Source organism: Proteus cibi (genome assembly GCF_003144405.1).
In the GTDB taxonomy this organism is placed as follows: Bacteria; Pseudomonadota; Gammaproteobacteria; order Enterobacterales; family Enterobacteriaceae; genus Proteus; species Proteus cibi.
The window spans coordinates 24299-44838 of record NZ_PENW01000009.1; the positions used below are offsets into that span (position 1 = coordinate 24299).

Here is a 20540-nt window from a genome sequence, read left to right on the forward strand (position 1 = left end):
TATTTATCTCTAATAAAGGTGTTACATGGGAAATCTTACAATTTATGCGGGATTAGTTAATGGCGATTTAATGCCAATTATTAACGATGACAAAACCTCATCAGAAATCGTTGAGGCATTTACTGGTGATGACACTGGTGCACCACCTAGATCAGTAACAATAACAGTGATAACAGACTCAGGGAAAAAAGTGGAAATTTACATCCCTAACAGTAATGCAAATACATCTGTTATGGTTGATGGCAAATCAATTTAATTTTCTGCTCTACAATAAGATTGGACTTAAATTATCCTAGTAATAGTTTAAGCAAATAAAAAGCCACCTTTTTTGGTGGCCTAGTATTAATATATTCAGCTTTCTAATGCTTCTTGAATTGCATCAGCTAGTTTACTTACTTCTTGTTTTGCCCAACCAAGATCACCAGCCATTTTTGCGCCTGTTGTCGCGGAACCACTGGCAGCAGACGCTTTTGCAATCTCAAGAGCAGCCTGAACTGCAAGTAGTCGCTTACGAGCTTTGATGTAATCTTCACCCTCAAGCTTATCAAAATCTATATAGCCATTCAGCATAACTTTCTCCTGATAAAAACAAATGTTTAATAGTTATCTGGGCTAATTAATAAAATTCAAACTGCCATATTAATAACTGCTATAAAGATCACATATTCCACCCAATAAAAAAGGCCACTAGGGCCTATTCATCGTTAAATGTTAATTAAATCAATTGGCTCAGTTTTGAGCTGTGTAATATTTATTGCTTTTCATGATTTAATAACTTGCCACCGCCAACTAAACCTAATGCCATTTGGCTAATGTCACCTATTAACTTTTCAGCACGGTTTAAGATAGCTAAATCATCTTGACGTTTGCGTAATCGGCGACCTGCATCACTTGAATCTTCATCAGAAGCTTTTCTTGCCACGGCTAGCATGTGTTGTAATTGCTGGATGGTAAATCCAAATCCTGATTCAGCTTCTAGCTCAGTCATATGATCGAACACTTGTGCTTGAAGCTCGTAGCTGTAACTCATAGCCATCAAACAAGCTTCACGCTTAGGGAATTTACAACACGGGTATGATCGACCTTTGTTGTCGATGTAATCGGCGTAAAATTTCGCTGATTGATTTTCACCCAACACTTTAGGTACTTTCCTTAAAAAGTCTTTATGCTGTAATTTTCTATACTTCTTGCATGGGAAACTTAACCCTTCTGTCTCAGCCTTTGCCTTTCTATCTGCATTGATGTAATCAACCATTTCTAAACTAGTCATGGTTGGTTGTTCAGATGCGGCATTATTGATGACTGATAATTTTGTCATGATACTGTCCTTACTTAGTAATGAACCCTTGCCACATAGGAAACCAGCCCATCGAAGCAGTATCAGCTATAACTGATCTCCTCAAAGGCTCATTCCTAAATAACGGTTCGATGTTTTTAGATGTGTGTGCATGTGGCGCACAGGGTGAAATGCGTAGAGTTCGCAGCTTAGCGATACACAGCTAAGCCACTTCTAGTCTGTTCCTAGCAGTCAAGATATGATCACTCTCCTTAATGGATAAACGATTTATCTAACCAAACTGGTATATATACTTACTTAAGCTATACTAAGTAATCATCGCTATACTTTGATTGATATCTTGTTAGTTTGCCCACGCCCCATGCTGGGCTTTTTTTATTCTTTTGGAATGCTTTTATCCAGTTCTTCACGGAATTCAGTTGGGTTATCGAAACCTTGTGCTGCCATGATATTTCTCCATTAAAAAGCCCCGCTATTGCGAGGCGATTGTTTTCTAAAAACTTACGTTGATTATTAACAGATTGGCTTAGTGGATATTGGTAATCTATTGTTTTCACACATACTAGTGAAAGCCCTGTGGGAGCCCAAACTCACAGGGTTATTTTTATCTACTTACTTCAATTTCCCGTATTGCTTTCTTGTCTGTTAACGCTTGAGTTTATCAATCTCTTCACGGTCAGGATGTCGGTAGTTGAGGATGTAATCAGGTAATTTTGTCAACTTACCATCACTGTTACGTCCAGACACTGAAACTGAGCTGACTACTGATGATGTATCAAAAGTCTCATCGTATTCATACAATAAAGCTGCCATTTTATCTTGCCATTCAGTTGGCATTTCATGCATGAGAACTCTTGGCATGACTAGGAATGATGCATAAGACAATCCAAACCAATCCCACAGCTTACCGCTATTTTTTGGCTGTGTTGCTTTACTCATTTTAAACACTCCGTTCTAATATAATTCTGCAAATACAAAGTTTTCTGTTCGTTCTCGACTATCATTTCTCTGAGACGTAGATAATCTTGTTCAACTGCCTTGTTAAGTCGTGCGGTGGTTTCATTGCTTCCGCTTTCGGTGGAATTTTTGGTGACTGCTGGACACTCTGCTTTGACGTACACCCGCTTATTACCAGAGTTAACAGCATCACGCAGAGTGTTGATTTCATTCTTTGCACTGGCTAACTCCTGTGAGTAACGAATATCGAGTTGATTTAATCGAATGATACGGGCTTGATAGTCTTTGTTGATTTTTACTTGTTGAGATAGTTGCTCGGTGAGCGATTGGTTTTCTTTACTCAACTCGCCAACTTTTACAACTAAGTATTGAAGTGAAAAAACACAAATCACAGAGCCAATTAAAAGAACCCATTTACCAATACTCATAACAGCAACCAAGCATCTTCAAATACTTTCTGACTGTATGGCTGATAACTCAGCTCAACACCTACAATCGCCGTAGCCAATGCAATAGCAACCGGTTTAGATGAAACATTAATAGGTTCATTTACGCTAACACCAATATCTTTAGCTGCTCGATTGATATAGCCAGTAGTGTTGTTTTCATTTGGTGGCGCATACCGATCGATAATCGACTCAACAGTGTTTAGTTCGTATTTCTTTTGATATGTCTGCAGCAATTTATAAATCGCACGAATTCCGTATTCAGGTGATACAAATTGGCAGAAGTCTTTATCTGTTTGCTGTGCGGATAGCCCTTGCCATTTTGAGCCGTGCCGAATATTGCCTGGGTTGTTATTACGTTCACCGCGTGCTGGTCTACTCACTTTTCAGCCCTGCCTTACCCTTAATGAGTTTACTTAATCCATCCACACCGACATACCCAATGAATACACTAGCCAGATATGCCAATTCATGATTAAGGCCAAGTAGCGTTAAAAGGTCTTTTACAAACCATGCAAACAACGCACACATAGCACCATCAAATAACGTTTTCTTCCAGCCACCGCCGTTGTACTTACCACGCAGAATTGCCATGCCAGTTGCTAGTGACGCGCTAATTCCTTGCTCCTTATGAGAGGCGATAACTTGGAATACTTGATCCCAAAACTCAGGGGTTTCTTTCATATGATTCATACTCACCCCCTATTTGGAGGAATTAGTTAATAAGGTGCCGCACACAGTATCTCTTCGCTGATTACGCTTGTTTGTTCAGGATTCTGTGGTGGTATGTTTGTTTATAAGTTGGATTGGATACCACATTAATAAATGGGTTATATTCGACAATGCCGATTAATATCACTACCCATATAAAACAGGTAAAAAATGACTGAAAATAAAGAAAGAGCGACTAAATATTATATCGAGATAGTTAAACCAACTATCGATGAGTTTATGAATGACAAATGCAGCATCAGAAAAGGAATGCTGGCATCAATAACCATGCATCATATAATTGATTACCTATATGACAATAACTCAGGAGGCGCTGGCTTCAGAGTCTCGTCATCCGAGTGCTACGTTTTAAAAACTATTAGAGATGTCTGCAATGCATCTAAACACTGTGAATTGATCCAAGGAAAACCATCAATAAAATCATCAAGTCAAATAATACAAGAGGATACTCCTGGGTTATTTTCTGCACCATTTGGAGTGGGTGGATTTCTTGAAGCAAATTATGTTTTCGTCAAACTAAACGATGGAATTAATGGCGATCAATTCCAGTGTTTGTCGGATTTAATAAAAGAGGCTGCAGAGTACTGGGATAAACGACTTTTGTCATAAAAGCACAAAATAAAAAACCCCGCCGAAGCGAGGTCTTGAATGAGGTAAGTAAACTTAAGAGTCACGTAAAGCAACTTACCTTATAATTGTTGTCCATTTGTCCATTAATGTCAATAGCAAAGTTCAGCTATTTTCTTTACTTTAGCTACACGTTTACGATTATTCATTGCATTTCGCAGAGGTTCGTACAATAACCACTGAGCAGCTTTGAGTTTTTCGTCAACTTCTCTCCTGCAAGTTCTATGGGATGGCTTGGCGTATTTATTCCCCCCTCTTGTTTGCATTTTGCGTGGTTTTGCAACTCGGTGATAGTAAGATGCAATCGACAGCTTAGATGAACCATGAGCGTAATAACTTAGTAATATTCCATAGGCTTGTGTGTCAGTGGCGATGACTGAATCTACGACCTGAGAAATCAACATTCCTTCATCGTCATTGCACATAGGTCTTGATGGGTTTTTACTTGGCTCTACTGTTTGCATGAATTTATAAATCATGTTGATCATGCGAATATCGATACGACCAGAATATACCCACGCTCCCCACAGATTTAACCATCCATCTAACCAGCGAAATTGCTCATCTGTTAATTCCTTTTCTCCGATATAGCTCATCTCGCCTCCGGTAATACTGTGTGATATCTATCGCAACCGACTGAGTACATAATCCGGTTACCACATCTCTTTGCCTGTACAGTTTCGACGACTTTCATGAATCCGTTATTTAATTGAATAACTGATAAATAGCGCTTTGTTTTATCACCAGTGCGCTCTGTTAATGCCCTAAACCTACATTCTTCAATAGCTGCGATTAAGTCAGTGAACATCTTTCAGCTCCTTTAACTTCTTACGATAGTGATCACGTATCCGCTCATAATCCTCGCGCTTCCACTTTGGCAATTCATGAGAACCCATCAGACGATCGAAACGCTCCTGACCAATTTTCTCTATTAGTCGAGGTGTGTAGTTTTCGATATTTCCCGATAGATGGTTATTGCATGGTGCGCATTGTTTATGGCAATTATCTTCATCAAACCTAAGCTCAGGATTTGCTCCTGTGGTTCTATAGTGCCCTGCGTGATACTGACCATTGTGAAAACGACCACAAGAGATGCAAGGCTCATCCTTGTCTCTTTCTCTGATAAATGCGTTGAATGCGGTTTGTGCTTGTTTGGTGAAATATGAGAGGGGTTTTACTGCTAACTTGCGGGATTTGAGTTTGTCTTTTGCTTCTCGTTCTTTTTCCTGGTTCTCCTTTTTAAGTTTTGCTAATGCTTTTTCTCTATCTTTATTCCTTCGTTGCTCGGATAATTCAAATCCATGTTCTGGGCAACACCATTCAATATTGTCATATTTAGGGTGAAACCATTCTCGGCATATTTTACACTTACGCCGATATTTTTTATGCATACACACCTCAGTAAAAAAGGAATACCCAATGAATAACGGGCGAGATGAATCATTCCCAATCAATGGTAATTTTTCAAAGTCTGATTTCATGATATTGGAATCGAGATGTAAGGATGTTGAAAAAAAATTGAATAACACCTATGGACCAAAGGAAGGTGAGATTATTAATTACAGATGGAACCCTATACGTGTTTATATCAGTGGACACACCAAATCGTCTGACAATATCATTTTCGATGTTTCTGTTGCTGTTCATAGTTCATACAGAGTTGCTATGGAGGCAAAAGAATACTTGGCAGCGCTTGGCTATGACGCCGGAAAAATAAGGAACTGAACTGAATCCAGATAAGGGGATGTATGGTTCACCGTCTCTCCTTACTCTTCTTTTCCACTTGCTTACCTTGTGACTCCTCGGCGTCAACTTGCTTATTTTGTGGCTGTAAGCATTGAGGAATGAATTCCATCCACTTTTTCATGCTCTCTAATGCGTTATTTCTCTTAGCCATTATTTTCTCGCCCTCCGCTTCTTGGCTGCTCTGTTTATCTTTGCGTGACCAGTGATGCGATTAGTTGATTGTGGGCAGTTATACAACTGCGAATGATGATTAATTTCCCATAAAGCAACTTGAGTTGACATTGATGCAATAGCTAATGCCATTCCAGCTATTGCAATTGAAGATTTACTCATCCTGCTTCCTTTTCAATTTCATGTACTCACTATCTTCTGGAGTAGTTAGTATTAAACCAAACTGTGATGCCCACGCTTCAACTCTCTGTAAGAAGTGATGCATATCACCTTTATCTAACCTTGAAGTATGCCTAAGTGTCTCTCTTTGCGTTTTTTCACCTGTTAATACATCGGTGTATTCAGTTACCTCAAATCCAAGATAAGTCGCCTTTAAACTTTCTTTCACCCATTCTTCAGTGCAGAACTCACGACCAGAATTAATCAGATAGTCGCTGATTTCTTTGTACCAAACATGGCTTAATGAGTTTTGAGAAAGGCTTCTTTTGGGTTTGTATGGCTTGATTGTGACACTGAGTTTCGGGTGGGATTTAAGTAGTTCAATTACGTTGTTATCAAATAGCTTTTTCGTTGATTCGTGTAAGCAGAAATTTTCCAAGTCAGCCTCCTATTTTTAATCTTCCTTTGGAGCTACCCATATATCAACAATATTTGCCATGTATTGACCTATAATTTCCTGTTGCTCGTCCTCGCTCATAGCCTCCCATTCTGACTCTGTTATACCTAACTCAGTATCCCCTCGCGCATTAGAACAATATAAATGGGCGTACAAATGCATTTGCTTATCACTCACTGTTAGCTCTCCTGTTCCATGCTGTTATGGCTTAAAATTTCGTAACCATCTGCTAGGGTTGTTCTCTATGATATCGTTCATGGGGTGCTTCACTTTCCGCTTGCACAGCCAGTAACAAGCTACAGCCCATATGGGATAAGTTAATGTCCATAAAAAAAAGAATAACAACGTGACGATGGTATGGATTATCACTATAGGAATATCTCGAATTTCTAGTAACAGAACATCATCAGGCCTCAAACGAAGTATTACTGGAATGTTTTAACCGTAGATGTCAGCAGACCAAGCCAAGCAATCTAGAAAGTTAAAATCATATCCACAGGCACAAAAACATTTCATATAAGGTTTGAAAATATACCCAATAGTTGCTCTTATATAATCACAAAACTAAAACTACACTTACGAGGTAAATTAAAGAATGGATGATAAAAGTCTAATCACTGATGTGATAAAACAGCATACTGTACCTAGATTTTTATTAGATAATTTTGGCTTTTCAAATAAGGGGAAAAGAAAGCAGTTACATACTTTTGACAAAAAAAGTGACCGAGAATATCTGCAGTCTGTTTTTGACGCCACAACAAGAAATAGATTTTATAATATTGATAATCATCCAGAAAAAGCAAGTTTAGAACCCTTGTTGGGGATATACGAATCAGAAGCAGCGCCAATTTTCAACAAATTAATAGAACAACGTAATATCAGAGTATTATCTAAAAAAGATAAAGAAAAACTGGCTATTTTTATCGCAATACAAAGGGCGCGATCGTATGGCGAATTAGAAAGAATAAAGGGCCTAATTGATGGAGTTTCAGACAAACTCGTGGCGATAGGAGCAACACCAGAGCAAATCTTAAAGTGCATTGAAATGGATTCCCTCGAAGAAATTCAACACGTTTTCTTACGAATGGTTATCGCCTCACCAACTCAAGCTAAAATATTACTTGATAAAGATTGGTATCTATATGAAACAAATGAAGATAACCCATTCTATATATCAGATAACCCTATTTCATTTTGTAACTTAAACAAAAATTCTCATTATGGAAATATAGGACTAAATGTAACCGGGATTCAAATATATATGCCAATTTCACCCACTCTGTGTTTAGCACTATTATGTCCATCCATTAAGAAAAAGTATTTTTGTATGTTTGGCGAATATCAGAAAATAAAACAAAAAAGTGTAGAGATATCGACAGAAGTTCAAAATATTGCCAATCGCGCTAAAAGATTCATTAACCATACAACAATGAAGCAATCACATGAAAATGTTACATTTTTAAACTCTCTACAAGTGATATATTCAGAGCAATATATCTTTAACAAATATAAAAATTTTGATTTAGTCAAAAGAATGATAAGCGATAACGATAACTATAGAAATGGACCTAGACCAGCATTCAATTAAAAACAGAAGGGAACTTACTGTTAGTTCCCTGCATTAAATGCCTCCTTAGGCTCAATCCCTGTTTCAAAAAAGCTTAATTTCCCCTTAATCTGAATAAATTCAAGTGGCCTTGCATCAGTTAATACAAATCCCTTTTCACCAAAAAACCACGGTGATTCACTTTGTTCAACACAATCAGTAATTGTTGCAACACCAACAATACCGCCTGTTTCAAAACTAGAGGCATCAGGCAGAGTAATCCCTAAACGCTCCGTTAACTCCTTTGCTCTTTCGTATTCGACTTTTTTGACACCCTGTGACGCATGAATTAAAACCTGACCACGGTATTTAGTGCGCCAGCTTCTGTTCTCAATGTCCTTGTAACCATTGACGATAAGCCACGCCCACGGCTGACGAATTGATATTGCTTTCATCTAAAAATCCTCTTGCGTGTTAAGCCTTAAATTCTCCACCTAGCGCAGATACTAATTCATCGATCAGCACGGAGAATTCACCAGTAAACAGAATGAAATCAGCATCAAATCGTTGAGCGTAATCGTCATAATGAATGTCGTCGTTATGCTCTTTCAAAACATCCGATAAGCTGATTTTTTTAAGCATAAAGCTATCGGTTAATGTGAAGTTGATACGCTCTTTCCACTCCATGGATAACTGAGTGACATGTTTACCGGCTTCAATATGGGTAGCAATTTCGTCTGAAGCTAAATCTTGCTTTTTAAACTTGGCAATACCGCCTTCCTCTAACACCGCTTTTAATTCAGCTTCGTCATGAAGCATAAATCCTGCTGGGGTATCATTATTACGAACCCATTCGGTAAGTGTTAGCTCGACTGGTTGCTCGGTGTGAAGTGGAATGACTGGCAATGAGCCCAATGTCTTACGAAGTAATGCAAGTGAATCTTCTGCGCGTTTAAAGCTACTGGCATCAACGATAATTCTTTGCTTATCCAAGTCAATCCAGATCTGAGTTTGAGAATATTTACTGAATGCGCGAGGTAAGAGAGAGTGAATGACTTCATCTTTTAATGTCGCTTTTTCTGTCTTTCTCAGCTTAACACCTTGCTCACTTTCGAGTTTTTCAATTTTTCCTTGTAGAGTTTCCTTGATAACTGTCGATGGCAATATTTTTTCTTCTTTTCTGAGGCAGAGTAAAATCTGATTGCCAGCAACGTGAGTTAACATCTCACCGTGATTACCAAGTGGTGACACCCAACCAGAGCGACTCATATCTTGGCTACTGCATGGTGTAAATGCTAAAGTTTTTAATGCCTCTTCAAGTTGTTCTGCTGAAATTTGAATGTCACGAGTCATACGATATACAATCGCATTTTTGAAAAAGTTCATATTTATTTCCTTAGAATTTATTTAACTAGACGGCGATGACTCTGCCATGTGAAATTGATTGTTGTTGGATTTCCCATTCTCAGTCGATCAATGACTCGCTCACCAAGAACGCGACCAAGTTCATCAAATTTAAGATTTGTTAATATTCCAACCGGTTTTTTGTTAGCTAAACGGCGATCAACCACTTGGAAAATAATTAACTCCTCGTTTTTGTTTTCACGCTGAACACCAACATCATCAAGAACAAGTAAATCAACCTCGCACAGATCATCAATCAGTTTTGACTCTGTTGTTTTTGCGTCTTTCTGGTAGGTGTCACGCACTTTCATCATCAAGTCTGGTAGTGTTGCAATCAGAATGCTTTTGCCGTTTTGAATGATGTAATTACCAATTGCTGAGGCTAAGTGATTTTTTCCAGTGCCAGGGTTTCCACTGAAAATAAAACCACCGAATGACTGCCCGAATTCCTCGGCATACTTTTTCGCTTTGTGAAGTGCTTTTTGCTGTTCAGCGTTTGTGGCTTGGTAATTATCAAATGTGCATTCTTGGTGTAATGGGCTGATACCAGAACGCCCCATAATCTTATTCAATCGAGTTACACGGTTTTCATCTGCGATCCGCTTAGAGTCAATTTCACCCTGCTCTCGTTGCCATGCCATAAGTTCTTCAGCCGTTGAGAACTTTGGCTTGATGTGTTCTGGCATCATGCGTTTTAATCGCGCCAGTGTTGCCGTTGCTGTCATTAGAAGTTCTCCGGTATGAATTCTTGAGTTTGGCTAGGTTGAATAATTCGATTAGGTTGTTGGTATGGCGTTTTAGGCTTGAATAATCCCTGCCAGCCGTTAGTAACCGAGTTATTGATTATTTCTTCAGGTGAAAAACCCAGCTCATAACACTCAGTAAGAAGTTTTATTTGCCCATCGAGAGTTCGCTTAGATTTTATCGGTTGTTTAATTTCCTTTCGGTACCCAACCCAATTTCTCCAAGTGTCAGGATTTAACCAGCTGGGTATATCTACGCTAAGCGGATCGAAACTTTGTTTTTTAGGCGTAGATTTTTGTTTAGGGGATATAGGGGTTTTAATATCTTTTACTGTATTTGGTATAGTGTCTTTGGTGATCCCCTTTTTCGGGGATACCGCTACACGTTTTCGGGGATGGTTATCCTCGTTTTCGGGGATAGTTTTCCTTGTTTTCGTGTATACCCATTCTGAGGTGTTTTTATTGATAGAAATGTATCTGTTTTGCCCTATTCTTCTAACGTTAATTATTCTCCGCGACTCAAGAGAGCCAACCGCTTCAGATACAGGATTGCGTCCTAATTTTGTTTTCTCTTCAATCAAGATGTTTTGAATGCGGTCTTCTTTCTTTTGCCACCCCCAAGTAAGCCGAATAATGGCATTAAGAACCTGCCACTCTCTACCTGCTAACTGGAGTTCGCATAAAGCATCTTGAATTTCATTAGCTACCCGTAAGTAGCCGTTATCAAGATCAGCCACTTTAACCTCTGGTTTGTCTGGTATCAGTTGCTTGTTAACAAAATCAATGTTCTTGACTACTGTCATAGCAACCTCCATCTGTTTGTTAAGTAAACAGAATTCATATATAATTACTCCATTAATTAGCTGTATCAGCAAAAGGGAAACTCAAAATCAGCTTCCCTTTAATACTGGTTATTGATACAGTGTATTTGTTAGTCTAAATGGTTAAGTCCATTTGTTGAGAAGCCTCACCATTCGCCGTGGTTGAGGTTTTTCTTTTTGGTGCCTTGATATGCTCAAGCATCTGAATTAACGCTCTAGCCTCATCACCTTGCAATATCACCGTGTCATCTGGTGTCTCATACCCAATAGCAACTAAAAGCCTTGCACAACGTTGTATGAAGCTTAATTGCGTTTTAGATTGTTGAGATTGCCAGCGAGATATTTGTGATTCGTGAATACCCGTCCTTTTCGCTACTTCTCTAGCGCCAGTAACAAGTATCCCTTTCATGATTTTTGATTCGATTTCTCGAAATTTGCGTTCGTTTGATAGTTCCATTTGTTAAATTCCTTCTTAGATTACTTCCCATATTGGGAACAGCAGTAATGATCCGTGGCTCATTCCATATGAGCGGATTGTTTGCCCCAAGATTGCCTAGAGCAGGTTAGTGATGTTAAAGAGCGATTAAAACTAAGCAGCAAGTAATTTTTTTTGGCTAATAGCCAGTAAGTCTTCAGCTTTTATTTTCCCTTTGGATAGGGTTTGGATTGTTTTTGCATAATTAGTTTTTCCAAAGAACTCTGTTTTTGGTAGAAAACCGTTATCAATCCATTTATAAACAGCTCGCTCACTTACTCCGCATGCCTTTGCTACTTCTGCAACGCCAATTTGTTTAATTGGCTCCCTTAAATCGTGCATAGAAGTCTCCTTAATGAACTTTCAGTACATATATTAGTTGAACTGACAGTTCCTTTCAAGATGTTTATTATTGAACGTATGGTACAAATTAATAACGTGCGTGAACTATTTGCCAAGAGGCTTGCGCAGGCTTCAAGAGATGCTGGTTTTGATGACCATGGCAAAGCGACAGAAATAGCTAATAAACTTGGCGTAACAACCAAGGCTGTTAGTAAATGGTTTAATGCTGAATCACTACCAAGACAGGAGGTGATGAATAAGTTAGCTAAATTACTTTCAGTGGATATAGTCTGGTTGCAACACGGTCAGGAGAATGTAAATAATTCAAATGTTAGTAATCCAAGACCTTATAGACCAGCCCCTAAATACCCTGTAATTAGCTTTGTTCAGGCTGGTAATTGGACTGAAGCCTGTGAGCCATATACACTTAGCGAGATCGATGAATGGTATGAGTCTGAAGTTGCTGTTCAGGGATCTGCTTTTTGGCTTAAGGTTGAGGGAGACTCAATGACAGCGCCAACAGGTATCAGTATTCCAGAAGGATCATTGGTTCTAGTTGATACAGGAAGAGAGCCTATAAATGGAAGCTTGGTAATAGCTAAGCTTACTGATACGAATGAAGCAACATTCAAAAAACTTGTTTTGGATGGAGCTAAATATCTTAAAGCGTTAAACCCAGCCTACCCCGCAATTACTATAAATGGTAACTGTAAAATTATTGGTGTTGTAGTTCAAATGATGATGCGATTTGTCTAACTTTTAATCATTAAAAAGAGGATGCTTTGAGAATACTTTTTCTAATTATTATCATTGCTTTGTCAGGATGTGTAACAGGTGAAAAAATATCATCAATACATTCTGGGATGAGTAAAGACAATGTTATATCAATAATGGGTAACCCTGATGGGAATGAGTCAAGCAATGATTATGAAATATTAATTTATGCTAACAGGCTTATGTCTGGTTGGTCTTATGATAAAGCCGACTATAAGTTTATATTTAAAAATAATTCTCTTATTGAATATGGACCAGAAAAAATAAGACAAGATAATGGGGCTTCGGCTATTAGAGCAATATCAGCACAACAAAGCCTGTTACTATGGCAACAACAGCAAAACATTTATAAGAAACCAGTAACAACAACGAACTGTACAAAATTAGGCTCTACCGTTAACTGCACATCATACTAACCTCATACTCTTTATTTGATCCCTCTATATGAGGGATTTTTTTCATCCCGCCTAAATAAATTAGTGATTAAGATCTAATTTTAAATATTTACAAAAAATAAATACCTTTTAAAAACAACAAAATATACTAAAAGTTCACTATGATAATAAAATATTGTACTTTTGGTTCTTGATTTATGTGAACTATTGGTTCAATATATAACTCATCAAAGGCAAGGAGCCAAAGGTAAACGGATTTAGCTCTTTAACAATTAGGAAGAAATGATTCAGGCATTCTTGAATCACCACTGAGTGGTTTTTGGTGAGCAATAAATCTCAACCAAAGATCACTTAGGAGGCAAATATGGCAACGATAAAGGTCATTGAAAGAAGTAGTTACTCTCAACGTAGATATGAGCGCAGGGCTGAGTTCCTAGCTCGTAAACGTGAAGAGATAAAAACTCCAAGTCGCTCAGTGGAAGAAATATGGGATTCAATATTTGGCGTTGAGAAACCAGAACGCCCTGTTCTCTCTCTCAAGCCAACAAAGCATTATCCAAGTGGAGATAACTGTTGCTTACCTAATGTAGCAGTATTTTCAGGAGTTAAAACAAAACAGCCGAGCAGTGAGTTCGGGGTTACGGCGAGATAAAGCCCACGGATGGGCTTACCATTACATAATGCTTTTAGCTAGATCAGAAAGCAATTTAGTAAAAGAACCGGTATTAGAAATCAAAATGTCAATACATTTTCCGATAACACTCTCAACACCTTTTTCTTTTATATAGCGGATGAGTGTTGTCTTTTCGGCATCAGAAATACTAGCATCATGAATCATAGATTCTATTTTATTAATAGTGTCTTGATGGATTTTAATAGTCACTGAATTTAGTTCATTGCCAATGGAATCCTCATTTATATAATCAAATCCTTTTGAAGTGAGAGCCATCTTAGGCAGGATATATACGAATTTACCAGTCCCGCTTAACTGAATTGCACCATCTTTAATTAAACCTTGATCTTGTAAATAATTGATATTACATGCCAATGTATCCTTACCAATACGTATCTCTAATTCAGTAAGTTGACTATTGCTTATTGGTTTCATTGGATAATTGCGATTATTTAGTGCTATCAAGATATTGCGTTGTATTTCAGATAAAGAAGTCATTCTTATTGCCTCACATTGTAATGGAATTAATGATAATACAATAGAGCAATGCTACATGGGTCTTATTACGATCAATCAAAAATAACTATCTGTTATCATTATTAAATATAGGAGAAAATGCCCTCGGTCAGCAGTAACCCACCACTTAATCATTCATATCGCTATTAATAGTGAGGAATACGCACATAAGGAACATAGGAAATGGCAAATGAATTAGTCGTAATTGAACAAGCGACAGCGCTAGATTTATTTACAGCGCCAGAAAAAGTAAATCAGATGCTAGAGCACATTAAGTCTCTTGCAGAAGAAGAGCGTAAAGAACTCGACAGTGATTTCTCAGTAGCTAAAAACCGAAAGGCTTTTGCATCTCTGGCGTACAAAGTTACTCAAACAAAAACAGCTATTGATAAGGCTGGCAAACTGGTTGTTAATGACCTGAAAGAATTACCTAAGAAAGTAGATGCCGCACGTAAGCTATTTCGAGACGAACTTGACTTACTGAGTGATGGAATTCGCAAACCACTAACAGAATGGGAAGCGCAAGAAAAAGCTCGCGAAGAAGCCGAAGCGCTTAAGAAGCAAGTCGAAGTTGATCATGAAGAAGCTCTGCAAATGAACGAATTGTTTGATCTGCGCAAAGCTGAAGAAGAACGCCAGCGCATTGCTCGTGAAGAAGAAATGAAACGACAAGCTGCGGAACAGGCAAGACTCGAAGCTGAACGAAAGGCACGGCAAGAAATTGAAGCGTTAGCTAAGCGTGAGCGTGAAGCAAAAGAAGCAGCCGAACGTGCAGAGCGTGAAAAGCAGGAAGCTATTCAACGTGCAGAGCAAGCGGCAAAAGAAGCTAAGGAAAAGGCAGAACGCGAGAAGCAATTAGCTATCGAAGCCGAACGCAAGAAAGCACAGGAAGCAGAACAAGCGCGATTAGCAGAAGAAGAACGTAAGCGTCAGGAAGAAGCTAAACGTCAGGCTGATAAGGAGCATCAGAAAGCAATTAACAATCAAGCTATGCAAGATTTAATTGATGCTGGTATTCCAGAAGAGTGTGCTAAGAACTGCATTATTGCTATTGCTAAAAACCTAGTATCAAACGTTAAGATCCACTACTAACCCACCGCACCAACACCAGATAACCACCCTATCGCTCACCTAGCGAGGTAACAATGAAATCAGAATATTACATCACTATGCGTGATTGCATGGCGGTGCGTATCACTACGCCTCAAGCACGTAAGAATAAACGTACAAGCCCATGGTTATTCAGTTTAGCTGTGGTCATTGTGACAACCGTTGGCGTAATACCGACATTTGTAAGTTGAGGTGATTATGCAAATTTCATACAGCTACTCGAACGGAACTCGGGTAGTAGACGGCAAAACAGTCATGGAATTTGATGAAAGTAGCAAGCTTAGTATTGAGACAGGAAGTTTCGCTGAGCTGGCTAGATTAACGGAGATTGACCCAGTTGAGGCCCTGCAATGGATTATGCAGTTCGACAAGGAAGAGATTGACAGGATTGTCAGTGAAGCAAGCAAGGATGCTCCTATTTCTAAACTGGCTATGCTAAGGAGGGTTGCGTGAATCCTTATCATGAACTTGATGCAATGGAAGAGCGAAGACAAGAAGAAGCATCATGGATTGATGCAAAGGACGCTGAGTTAAGTAATGTCGCATTTAACGTGGTTGATGGATTACCAAAAGACATTACCAGTCAATGGAGTGACAGCGTTTTCGATATGACAATTGATAGTCTTTATAAGGAGTTAAAGAACTATCAGGAACGTAGGAGGATGTCGTGACAAATGCAGTTCAAAAAATATATGAGGTTGTAAATCCTCTTAAAAATGAGTTCGAACAAGTGTGTAGCGAGCCAAGCATTGCATTCAAAAGGGAATCTGAATTTGCCATGCAAATATTCGCGAACAATGATTATCTGGCAAATGTTGCAGTTAATAATCTTGTGTCAGTTCGTAGTGCGATCATGAATGTATCAGCTATCGGAATTAGTTTAAACCCAGCGCAAAAGTTGGCTTACCTAGTTCCTAGAGACAAGAAAGTATGTCTCGATATCAGTTACATGGGATTGATGCATATTGCTCAACAATCACAGGCTATTAAGTGGTGTCAATCAAGCATCGTTCGACAAAATGATAATTTTCAACTCACATCAATAGATACCGCACCTCGTCACGAATACAACGCCTTTGCCACTCAGGAGCAAAGAGGTGAGATTGTTGGGGCTTACACTGTAGTAAAGACAGAAGATGGAGACTATCTAACTCACACAATGGCTATTGCTGATATTTACGCAATACGTGACAGATCAACTGCATGGAAAGCTTGGATATCAAAGAAAAAATCGTGTCCTTGGGTAACTGACGAAGAGCAGATGATTCTAAAAACAGTAGTGAAACAGGCTGCTAAATACTGGCCTCGCAGAGAACGTTTAGATAAGGCTATTGACTATGTTAATACTGAGGCTGGAGAAGGTATTGATTTTGGGAACGAGCAACAAGAACCAAAGGACATAACGCCAGCAAGTGAGGATCAATTAAAGGCTATCACGGACTTGATGCTTAAAGTTAATGGCGAATGGAGTGACGCATTCTTCACATTCATTAGTAAAAAATTCAACCATCAAATATCCCATCCAGAGCAATTAACCGCATTTGAAGCCAATACCATTATCGACATGCTAAGGAAAAAGGCAGAAGGGAAATGATTAGTAATGACATCATTCTAAGCAAAACAGGCATCGATTTAACCAAAGTAGAGCAAGGAAGCGAAGAATGGATGTCTATCAGGCTTGGCGTAGTAACTGCCTCTGAGGCATGGAAAGTTATCTCTAAGCCAAGATCAGGCACTAAATGGTCAGACACAAAGAAAACATATTTAAACACCCTTATTGGTGAAGTCTGCACGGGAGTTTACAAGGAGGTATCAGCGAGGACGCTGGAATGGGGTAAAAACTACGAATTAGAAGCAAGGATGACATTCGAGTTTTACACCGGATTAACGGCAAAGGAAGTGCCAATAATATTCAAAGATGATCAACTACGGATAGCTTGCTCACCAGACGGCATTTGCAGTGATGGCTCTGGATTAGAGCTTAAATGCCCTAATAACACGGACGTATTTATAGACTTAGCATTGAATGGAATCGATGCAATGAAAAAGGAATATGTGGCTCAAGTTCAATATTCCATGTGGGTTACAGGTAAGGATATCTGGCACTTTGCAAATTTTGACCCACGCATGCCGGCAGGGAAAGAAATCGCATATTTCCCTGTTGAGCGTGACGAAAAAATGATGAAAGAATTCGACGAGTTAGTGCCTGAGTTCATCGAAGTAATGGATCAGGGGTTAAACAAGTTAGGCATTAAATTTGGCAATCAATGGAGTGTATATGGCAAGTAAAGGCGTTAACAAAGTTATTCTCATCGGCCACTTGGGGCAGGATCCAGAAATCCGTTATATGCCATCAGGTGGCGCAGTCGCTAATCTCACACTAGCCACATCGGAATCGTGGCGTGATAAACAAACTGGTGAAATGAAGGATCGGACTGAGTGGCATCGAGTGTGCATCTTCGGAAAATTAGCCGAAATTGCAGGTGAATATCTGAGAAAAGGAAGTCAGGTATACATAGAAGGTTCTCTGCAAACACGTAAATGGACAGGCCAAAGTGGTCAAGACCGATACACAACTGAAGTGGTGGTCAATATTGGCGGTTCGATGCAGATGTTAGGCGGTAACAGTGGTAATCAAGCAGGAAGCCAGAAGCCACAGTCTCAAGGATGGGGTCAGCCACAGCAACCGCAGAATCCAGCACCACAAAGTGAGCCACCAATGGACTTTGATGACGATATGATCCCGTTTTAGAAGGAATCAAGCATGGATAATACACAATTATGTATAGAAAGTTACTCTCGGCATAAAAATCTTAAGTTAGTTGGTATGGAGCTAGGTATACCGTGGCAATCGGTATATAGCACGCTAAGGAAGGCGGATTATCCAGTAACTGGTGATAAAGCTAGATATGGGTCAGTTACAGATAGAATAGCGGTTATTGGTGAGCAAAAGTTTAAGAAGGCAGTTCCAATATCCATAGATAATAATGACTTGAAGTATCAAGCAGATATTGATTTCACCATTGGAAATATAACGATAGATGTTAAAACGTCAAGAATAAGGCGAAAACAGCAAGGGAAAGGCATTAAAAATGCAGCCCCAAGATGGGGTTATTGCATAAACAAACAAAAGGATACCGCTGACTTCTTCGTTCTATACGCCCTTGATGATAACAATGAAACTGAGCATGTTTTTCTGATGCCGAATGAAATTGTAACTGCCGTCTCAATGATTTCAATACCTGAAACACTAGCCAGTAAATGGGCAGATTACAAAATAGAAGAAAGTGAATTATTGCCATTCTTCCAGTCTTTGTGATTCGCTCCTATCGGACTCCCCTACCCACGCCACACTATTTATGTGATTTAACCAAAGGATATAACCATGAAAAAATTATTTGATACCACAGATTTTAATAACTGTGATGTATGTGGAGACGATATGTGCACCATCGCAACAGAAGGTGACGGAAAGAAGGTGTTTAATGGCGATAGTGTTACTTGCTGTGGATGTTCAAATACAGGGCAGATAACGGTTGAAGCAGAAGATTGCGCTTATATCGAATGGGATAACCCAAACGACGATTAATCACGGACTCAGTGCAAGGATGCAAACAGGAGATAGATATGAAATTAAAAAGTGGTGCTACGTCATGCCATCATTGCGGTAATGATTATTCATTCTATGTAATTCATACAGCATCAGGTAGCACTAGTTATTTTTATGGTTTTAATGGTGATGATGCGGATAACACTCACCTGTGGGATGGGGTTAGGTTGAAGTCTAAAAAGACGGCTTTTTGCGGTGAGTGCCAGAGAAGCCTTGGTTCTGTTATAGATGATTAACTCGCAGGGATGCAATGAAGAGGAATGAATATGAAAGTTGAACAATCTCAAGTTACTAAGTTAGTAATAACTGGTGTAGAGCGTCACGACCCTATTCATGTTTATCTTGAGGACTACGGCGATAATCAAAATGGTCATGTCACAATTAGCGAATGTGGCAATTCATGGTCTTGTTTTTGGGGCTCGATGGGTAGCTCACTAGTTGAGTTTATTCAGAGTATTAACAATCACTACTGGATAGGCAAATTAGATTCTAATTTAATCTCTAAGATAGACGCTGATAACGATGCAAATGCTGAATACGCTAAAAAGCAAGTTATCAAACTACGTAAAGATGATGAAATAGACCAATACGAAGCAAGGGAATACTGGGATTTAATCGAACTATCCGACAATGTTAAAGATGATTGTTGCAATAGTTTTATAGGTGGAAAATTAACAACTTTATTTGATGATGCTTGGCATGGCGATTGGCCTTCTATTCCAAACCCTAAATATATAAGAATGGAATCACGATTAATCGCTGTTCGTGAAGCATTAAAGCAAATAAGTGTGAATTAAGGAAGTATTTTGACAGTGGATTAGTCACATGGATGTGAGTATGATTCCTGCTTTAAATAAGGAGGGGGTATGAGTAAGAAATGGTGGTTATACATAGTGTTGAGTGTTGTTATTTTTATTGCTATAACTTACGCAATTTTCTTTTATTGGAATATTGGTGATGAAAATAAATGGAGTACATTTTTCAGTTTTACGTCTACATTTGGTATCGTAACTACTATTATTGTTTATTTTTTACAGAAAAATGATAAAAAAAAGGAATTAAAACAAAACTTTGATCATTACTGTAATGTCATTTCTGAAGAAAAAGAAAAAATAATAGAATTTTATATAAAACTGAGAGACATAGAAAAAGACATAAAGGATGATAAATTAGAGAATGTTTCTCTTCGCTTTAGAAAAGACGCATATACATTTATAATAAAAAAATCAAACTATGAAGATAAAAAATTGCATTCGTTTTTTATAAATTCAACAATTATTCAAATGATGAGTCAAACTTGCAATGACTCATTAAAAATAAGTCATGACCTCTACTTACCGCTAAAAAAACTAATTGATGAAACTATAACTCTAGAAAGGAGATTATACGCTGTATTCTTGCGATTTAATGCAATTAATGGAAAAACAGATAATATAGAAGAGAAAGAAAGAAGGAAAATGCTAAAGTATGAACTATTCACAAAAAGAAAAGAACGATTAAAAAAAATAAATAAAATAATGGTTCCAACCCTGCACTAGC

38 protein-coding genes are annotated in these 20540 nt (G+C 38.5%); 19 read left to right on the top strand and 19 right to left on the bottom strand.

The window, feature by feature from the left end:
• Positions 1 to 25: 25 nt before the first annotated feature.
• Complete coding sequence (locus DK865_RS03965) at positions 26 to 256, top strand: hypothetical protein (protein ID WP_109391267.1); 231 nt, start codon at positions 26 to 28, stop codon at positions 254 to 256.
• Positions 257 to 351: 95 nt separating this feature from the next.
• On the opposite strand, the gene DK865_RS03970 is transcribed toward DK865_RS03965, so the two are convergent.
• The 6 genes from DK865_RS03970 to DK865_RS04000 form a co-directional block, all read right to left on the bottom strand.
• Positions 352 to 570: a hypothetical protein gene (locus tag DK865_RS03970; protein WP_109391268.1), complete on the bottom strand. Its 219-nt coding sequence runs from the start codon at positions 568 to 570 to the stop codon at positions 352 to 354.
• A gap of 181 nt (positions 571 to 751) precedes the next feature.
• The gene (locus tag DK865_RS03975; RefSeq protein WP_194295178.1) at positions 752 to 1318 is read right to left on the bottom strand and encodes a Rha family transcriptional regulator; all 567 of its coding nucleotides are present in this window, start codon (positions 1316 to 1318) and stop codon (positions 752 to 754) included.
• Between the two features lie 624 nt (positions 1319 to 1942).
• Positions 1943 to 2236, bottom strand: coding sequence for a hypothetical protein (locus DK865_RS03985; protein ID WP_109391270.1), 294 nt, complete (start codon positions 2234 to 2236; stop codon positions 1943 to 1945).
• Entirely contained in the window at positions 2233 to 2682 is a 450-nt protein-coding gene (locus tag DK865_RS03990) for a lysis protein (protein WP_109391271.1), read from the bottom strand. The genes DK865_RS03985 and DK865_RS03990 overlap by 4 nt, the downstream gene beginning before the upstream one ends.
• A complete protein-coding gene (locus DK865_RS03995; RefSeq protein WP_109391272.1) occupies positions 2679 to 3083 on the bottom strand; it encodes a structural protein in 405 nt (134 codons plus the stop codon). Before DK865_RS03995 ends, DK865_RS03990 begins: the two co-directional genes overlap by 4 nt.
• Entirely contained in the window at positions 3076 to 3393 is a 318-nt protein-coding gene (locus DK865_RS04000) for a phage holin, lambda family (RefSeq protein ID WP_109391273.1), read from the bottom strand. Before DK865_RS04000 ends, DK865_RS03995 begins: the two co-directional genes overlap by 8 nt.
• Positions 3394 to 3582: 189 nt before the next feature.
• Between DK865_RS04000 and DK865_RS04005 the strand changes: the two genes are divergently transcribed.
• Entirely contained in the window at positions 3583 to 4041 is a 459-nt protein-coding gene (locus tag DK865_RS04005; protein ID WP_109391274.1) for a hypothetical protein, read from the top strand.
• A 110-nt stretch (positions 4042 to 4151) separates the two neighbouring features.
• Here the strand turns inward: DK865_RS04005 and DK865_RS04010 are convergent, their stop codons facing one another.
• Both DK865_RS04010 and DK865_RS04020 read right to left on the bottom strand, forming a co-directional pair.
• Positions 4152 to 4655 (bottom strand): antiterminator Q family protein, encoded by a 504-nt coding sequence (locus DK865_RS04010; protein WP_036969493.1) that lies wholly within the window; start codon positions 4653 to 4655, stop codon positions 4152 to 4154.
• Between the two features lie 201 nt (positions 4656 to 4856).
• The gene (locus DK865_RS04020; RefSeq protein ID WP_109391275.1) at positions 4857 to 5450 is read right to left on the bottom strand and encodes a recombination protein NinG; all 594 of its coding nucleotides are present in this window, start codon (positions 5448 to 5450) and stop codon (positions 4857 to 4859) included.
• 28 nt (positions 5451 to 5478) lie between these two features.
• Here DK865_RS04020 and DK865_RS04025 point away from each other — a divergent pair, with 28 nt between their 5' ends.
• Entirely contained in the window at positions 5479 to 5784 is a 306-nt protein-coding gene (locus tag DK865_RS04025; RefSeq protein ID WP_109391276.1) for a hypothetical protein, read from the top strand.
• Positions 5785 to 5812: 28 nt separating this feature from the next.
• On the opposite strand, the gene DK865_RS18605 is transcribed toward DK865_RS04025, so the two are convergent.
• Genes DK865_RS18605 through DK865_RS04040 form a run of 4 tightly spaced genes read right to left on the bottom strand, consistent with a single transcriptional unit; the run spans position 5813 to position 6769 of the window.
• A complete protein-coding gene (locus DK865_RS18605; protein ID WP_162556605.1) occupies positions 5813 to 5956 on the bottom strand; it encodes a hypothetical protein in 144 nt (47 codons plus the stop codon).
• Entirely contained in the window at positions 5956 to 6138 is a 183-nt protein-coding gene (locus tag DK865_RS04030) for a hypothetical protein (RefSeq protein ID WP_109391277.1), read from the bottom strand. Before DK865_RS04030 ends, DK865_RS18605 begins: the two co-directional genes overlap by 1 nt.
• Entirely contained in the window at positions 6131 to 6574 is a 444-nt protein-coding gene (locus tag DK865_RS04035) for a recombination protein NinB (protein WP_109391278.1), read from the bottom strand. The genes DK865_RS04030 and DK865_RS04035 overlap by 8 nt, the downstream gene beginning before the upstream one ends.
• Before the next feature lie 15 nt (positions 6575 to 6589).
• Positions 6590 to 6769 carry a DUF7167 family protein gene (locus DK865_RS04040; RefSeq protein WP_109391279.1) on the bottom strand — a complete coding sequence of 60 codons (180 nt, stop codon included), beginning with the start codon at positions 6767 to 6769 and terminating at the stop codon, positions 6590 to 6592.
• Between the two features lie 418 nt (positions 6770 to 7187).
• Here DK865_RS04040 and DK865_RS04045 point away from each other — a divergent pair, with 418 nt between their 5' ends.
• Positions 7188 to 8180: a DUF4238 domain-containing protein gene (locus DK865_RS04045; RefSeq protein WP_109391280.1), complete on the top strand. Its 993-nt coding sequence runs from the start codon at positions 7188 to 7190 to the stop codon at positions 8178 to 8180.
• A 20-nt stretch (positions 8181 to 8200) separates the two neighbouring features.
• On the opposite strand, the gene DK865_RS04050 is transcribed toward DK865_RS04045, so the two are convergent.
• The 6 genes from DK865_RS04050 to DK865_RS04075 all read right to left on the bottom strand — a co-directional run bounded on the left by DK865_RS04050 (position 8201) and on the right by DK865_RS04075 (position 11923).
• Positions 8201 to 8593: an ASCH domain-containing protein gene (locus tag DK865_RS04050; RefSeq protein WP_109391281.1), complete on the bottom strand. Its 393-nt coding sequence runs from the start codon at positions 8591 to 8593 to the stop codon at positions 8201 to 8203.
• A gap of 19 nt (positions 8594 to 8612) precedes the next feature.
• Positions 8613 to 9524 carry a recombination-associated protein RdgC gene (rdgC, locus tag DK865_RS04055; protein ID WP_109391282.1) on the bottom strand — a complete coding sequence of 304 codons (912 nt, stop codon included), beginning with the start codon at positions 9522 to 9524 and terminating at the stop codon, positions 8613 to 8615.
• 17 nt (positions 9525 to 9541) lie between these two features.
• Positions 9542 to 10267: an ATP-binding protein gene (locus DK865_RS04060; protein ID WP_109391283.1), complete on the bottom strand. Its 726-nt coding sequence runs from the start codon at positions 10265 to 10267 to the stop codon at positions 9542 to 9544.
• Positions 10267 to 11088, bottom strand: coding sequence for a replication protein (locus DK865_RS18795; RefSeq protein ID WP_228407725.1), 822 nt, complete (start codon positions 11086 to 11088; stop codon positions 10267 to 10269). Before DK865_RS18795 ends, DK865_RS04060 begins: the two co-directional genes overlap by 1 nt.
• A gap of 133 nt (positions 11089 to 11221) precedes the next feature.
• The gene (locus DK865_RS04070; RefSeq protein ID WP_109391284.1) at positions 11222 to 11563 is read right to left on the bottom strand and encodes a CII family transcriptional regulator; all 342 of its coding nucleotides are present in this window, start codon (positions 11561 to 11563) and stop codon (positions 11222 to 11224) included.
• A gap of 132 nt (positions 11564 to 11695) precedes the next feature.
• On the bottom strand, positions 11696 to 11923 hold the full coding sequence (locus DK865_RS04075) for a helix-turn-helix domain-containing protein (protein WP_109391285.1): 228 nt from the start codon (positions 11921 to 11923) through the stop codon (positions 11696 to 11698).
• A 60-nt stretch (positions 11924 to 11983) separates the two neighbouring features.
• On the opposite strand from DK865_RS04075, the gene DK865_RS04080 reads away from it, so the two are divergent.
• From DK865_RS04080 to DK865_RS04090, 3 genes are all read left to right on the top strand, one after another.
• Positions 11984 to 12679, top strand: a complete 696-nt coding sequence (locus DK865_RS04080) for a LexA family protein (protein WP_228407726.1) — start codon at positions 11984 to 11986, stop codon at positions 12677 to 12679.
• 26 nt (positions 12680 to 12705) lie between these two features.
• The gene (locus tag DK865_RS04085) at positions 12706 to 13113 is read left to right on the top strand and encodes a hypothetical protein (protein WP_109391286.1); all 408 of its coding nucleotides are present in this window, start codon (positions 12706 to 12708) and stop codon (positions 13111 to 13113) included.
• A gap of 343 nt (positions 13114 to 13456) precedes the next feature.
• A complete protein-coding gene (locus tag DK865_RS04090; protein WP_109391287.1) occupies positions 13457 to 13744 on the top strand; it encodes a hypothetical protein in 288 nt (95 codons plus the stop codon).
• Between the two features lie 21 nt (positions 13745 to 13765).
• Here DK865_RS04090 and DK865_RS04095 read toward each other — a convergent pair whose 3' ends face one another.
• Positions 13766 to 14263 (bottom strand): hypothetical protein, encoded by a 498-nt coding sequence (locus DK865_RS04095; RefSeq protein WP_109391288.1) that lies wholly within the window; start codon positions 14261 to 14263, stop codon positions 13766 to 13768.
• A 201-nt stretch (positions 14264 to 14464) separates the two neighbouring features.
• Here DK865_RS04095 and DK865_RS04100 point away from each other — a divergent pair, with 201 nt between their 5' ends.
• From DK865_RS04100 to DK865_RS04150, 12 genes are all read left to right on the top strand, one after another.
• Entirely contained in the window at positions 14465 to 15373 is a 909-nt protein-coding gene (locus tag DK865_RS04100; RefSeq protein ID WP_109391289.1) for a cell envelope biogenesis protein TolA, read from the top strand.
• Between the two features lie 53 nt (positions 15374 to 15426).
• Positions 15427 to 15582: a hypothetical protein gene (locus DK865_RS18720; protein ID WP_171455270.1), complete on the top strand. Its 156-nt coding sequence runs from the start codon at positions 15427 to 15429 to the stop codon at positions 15580 to 15582.
• A 7-nt stretch (positions 15583 to 15589) separates the two neighbouring features.
• The gene (locus tag DK865_RS04105) at positions 15590 to 15844 is read left to right on the top strand and encodes a hypothetical protein (protein WP_109391290.1); all 255 of its coding nucleotides are present in this window, start codon (positions 15590 to 15592) and stop codon (positions 15842 to 15844) included.
• 23 nt (positions 15845 to 15867) lie between these two features.
• Positions 15868 to 16062 carry a hypothetical protein gene (locus DK865_RS04110; protein ID WP_162556606.1) on the top strand — a complete coding sequence of 65 codons (195 nt, stop codon included), beginning with the start codon at positions 15868 to 15870 and terminating at the stop codon, positions 16060 to 16062.
• Complete coding sequence (locus DK865_RS04115; RefSeq protein ID WP_036970040.1) at positions 16059 to 16985, top strand: recombinase RecT; 927 nt, start codon at positions 16059 to 16061, stop codon at positions 16983 to 16985. The genes DK865_RS04110 and DK865_RS04115 overlap by 4 nt, the downstream gene beginning before the upstream one ends.
• Positions 16982 to 17680: a lambda exonuclease family protein gene (locus DK865_RS04120; protein WP_109391291.1), complete on the top strand. Its 699-nt coding sequence runs from the start codon at positions 16982 to 16984 to the stop codon at positions 17678 to 17680. Before DK865_RS04115 ends, DK865_RS04120 begins: the two co-directional genes overlap by 4 nt.
• Complete coding sequence (locus DK865_RS04125; RefSeq protein WP_109391292.1) at positions 17670 to 18143, top strand: single-stranded DNA-binding protein; 474 nt, start codon at positions 17670 to 17672, stop codon at positions 18141 to 18143. Before DK865_RS04120 ends, DK865_RS04125 begins: the two co-directional genes overlap by 11 nt.
• A 12-nt stretch (positions 18144 to 18155) precedes the next feature.
• Complete coding sequence (locus DK865_RS04130; RefSeq protein ID WP_109391293.1) at positions 18156 to 18710, top strand: hypothetical protein; 555 nt, start codon at positions 18156 to 18158, stop codon at positions 18708 to 18710.
• Between the two features lie 123 nt (positions 18711 to 18833).
• The gene (locus DK865_RS04135; protein ID WP_157849597.1) at positions 18834 to 18980 is read left to right on the top strand and encodes a hypothetical protein; all 147 of its coding nucleotides are present in this window, start codon (positions 18834 to 18836) and stop codon (positions 18978 to 18980) included.
• A 38-nt stretch (positions 18981 to 19018) separates the two neighbouring features.
• Positions 19019 to 19237, top strand: coding sequence for a hypothetical protein (locus tag DK865_RS04140; protein WP_109391294.1), 219 nt, complete (start codon positions 19019 to 19021; stop codon positions 19235 to 19237).
• A 30-nt stretch (positions 19238 to 19267) separates the two neighbouring features.
• A complete protein-coding gene (locus DK865_RS04145; RefSeq protein ID WP_109391295.1) occupies positions 19268 to 19798 on the top strand; it encodes a hypothetical protein in 531 nt (176 codons plus the stop codon).
• A 69-nt stretch (positions 19799 to 19867) separates the two neighbouring features.
• Positions 19868 to 20539 (top strand): hypothetical protein, encoded by a 672-nt coding sequence (locus DK865_RS04150; protein ID WP_109391296.1) that lies wholly within the window; start codon positions 19868 to 19870, stop codon positions 20537 to 20539.
• Position 20540: the final 1 nt, after the last annotated feature.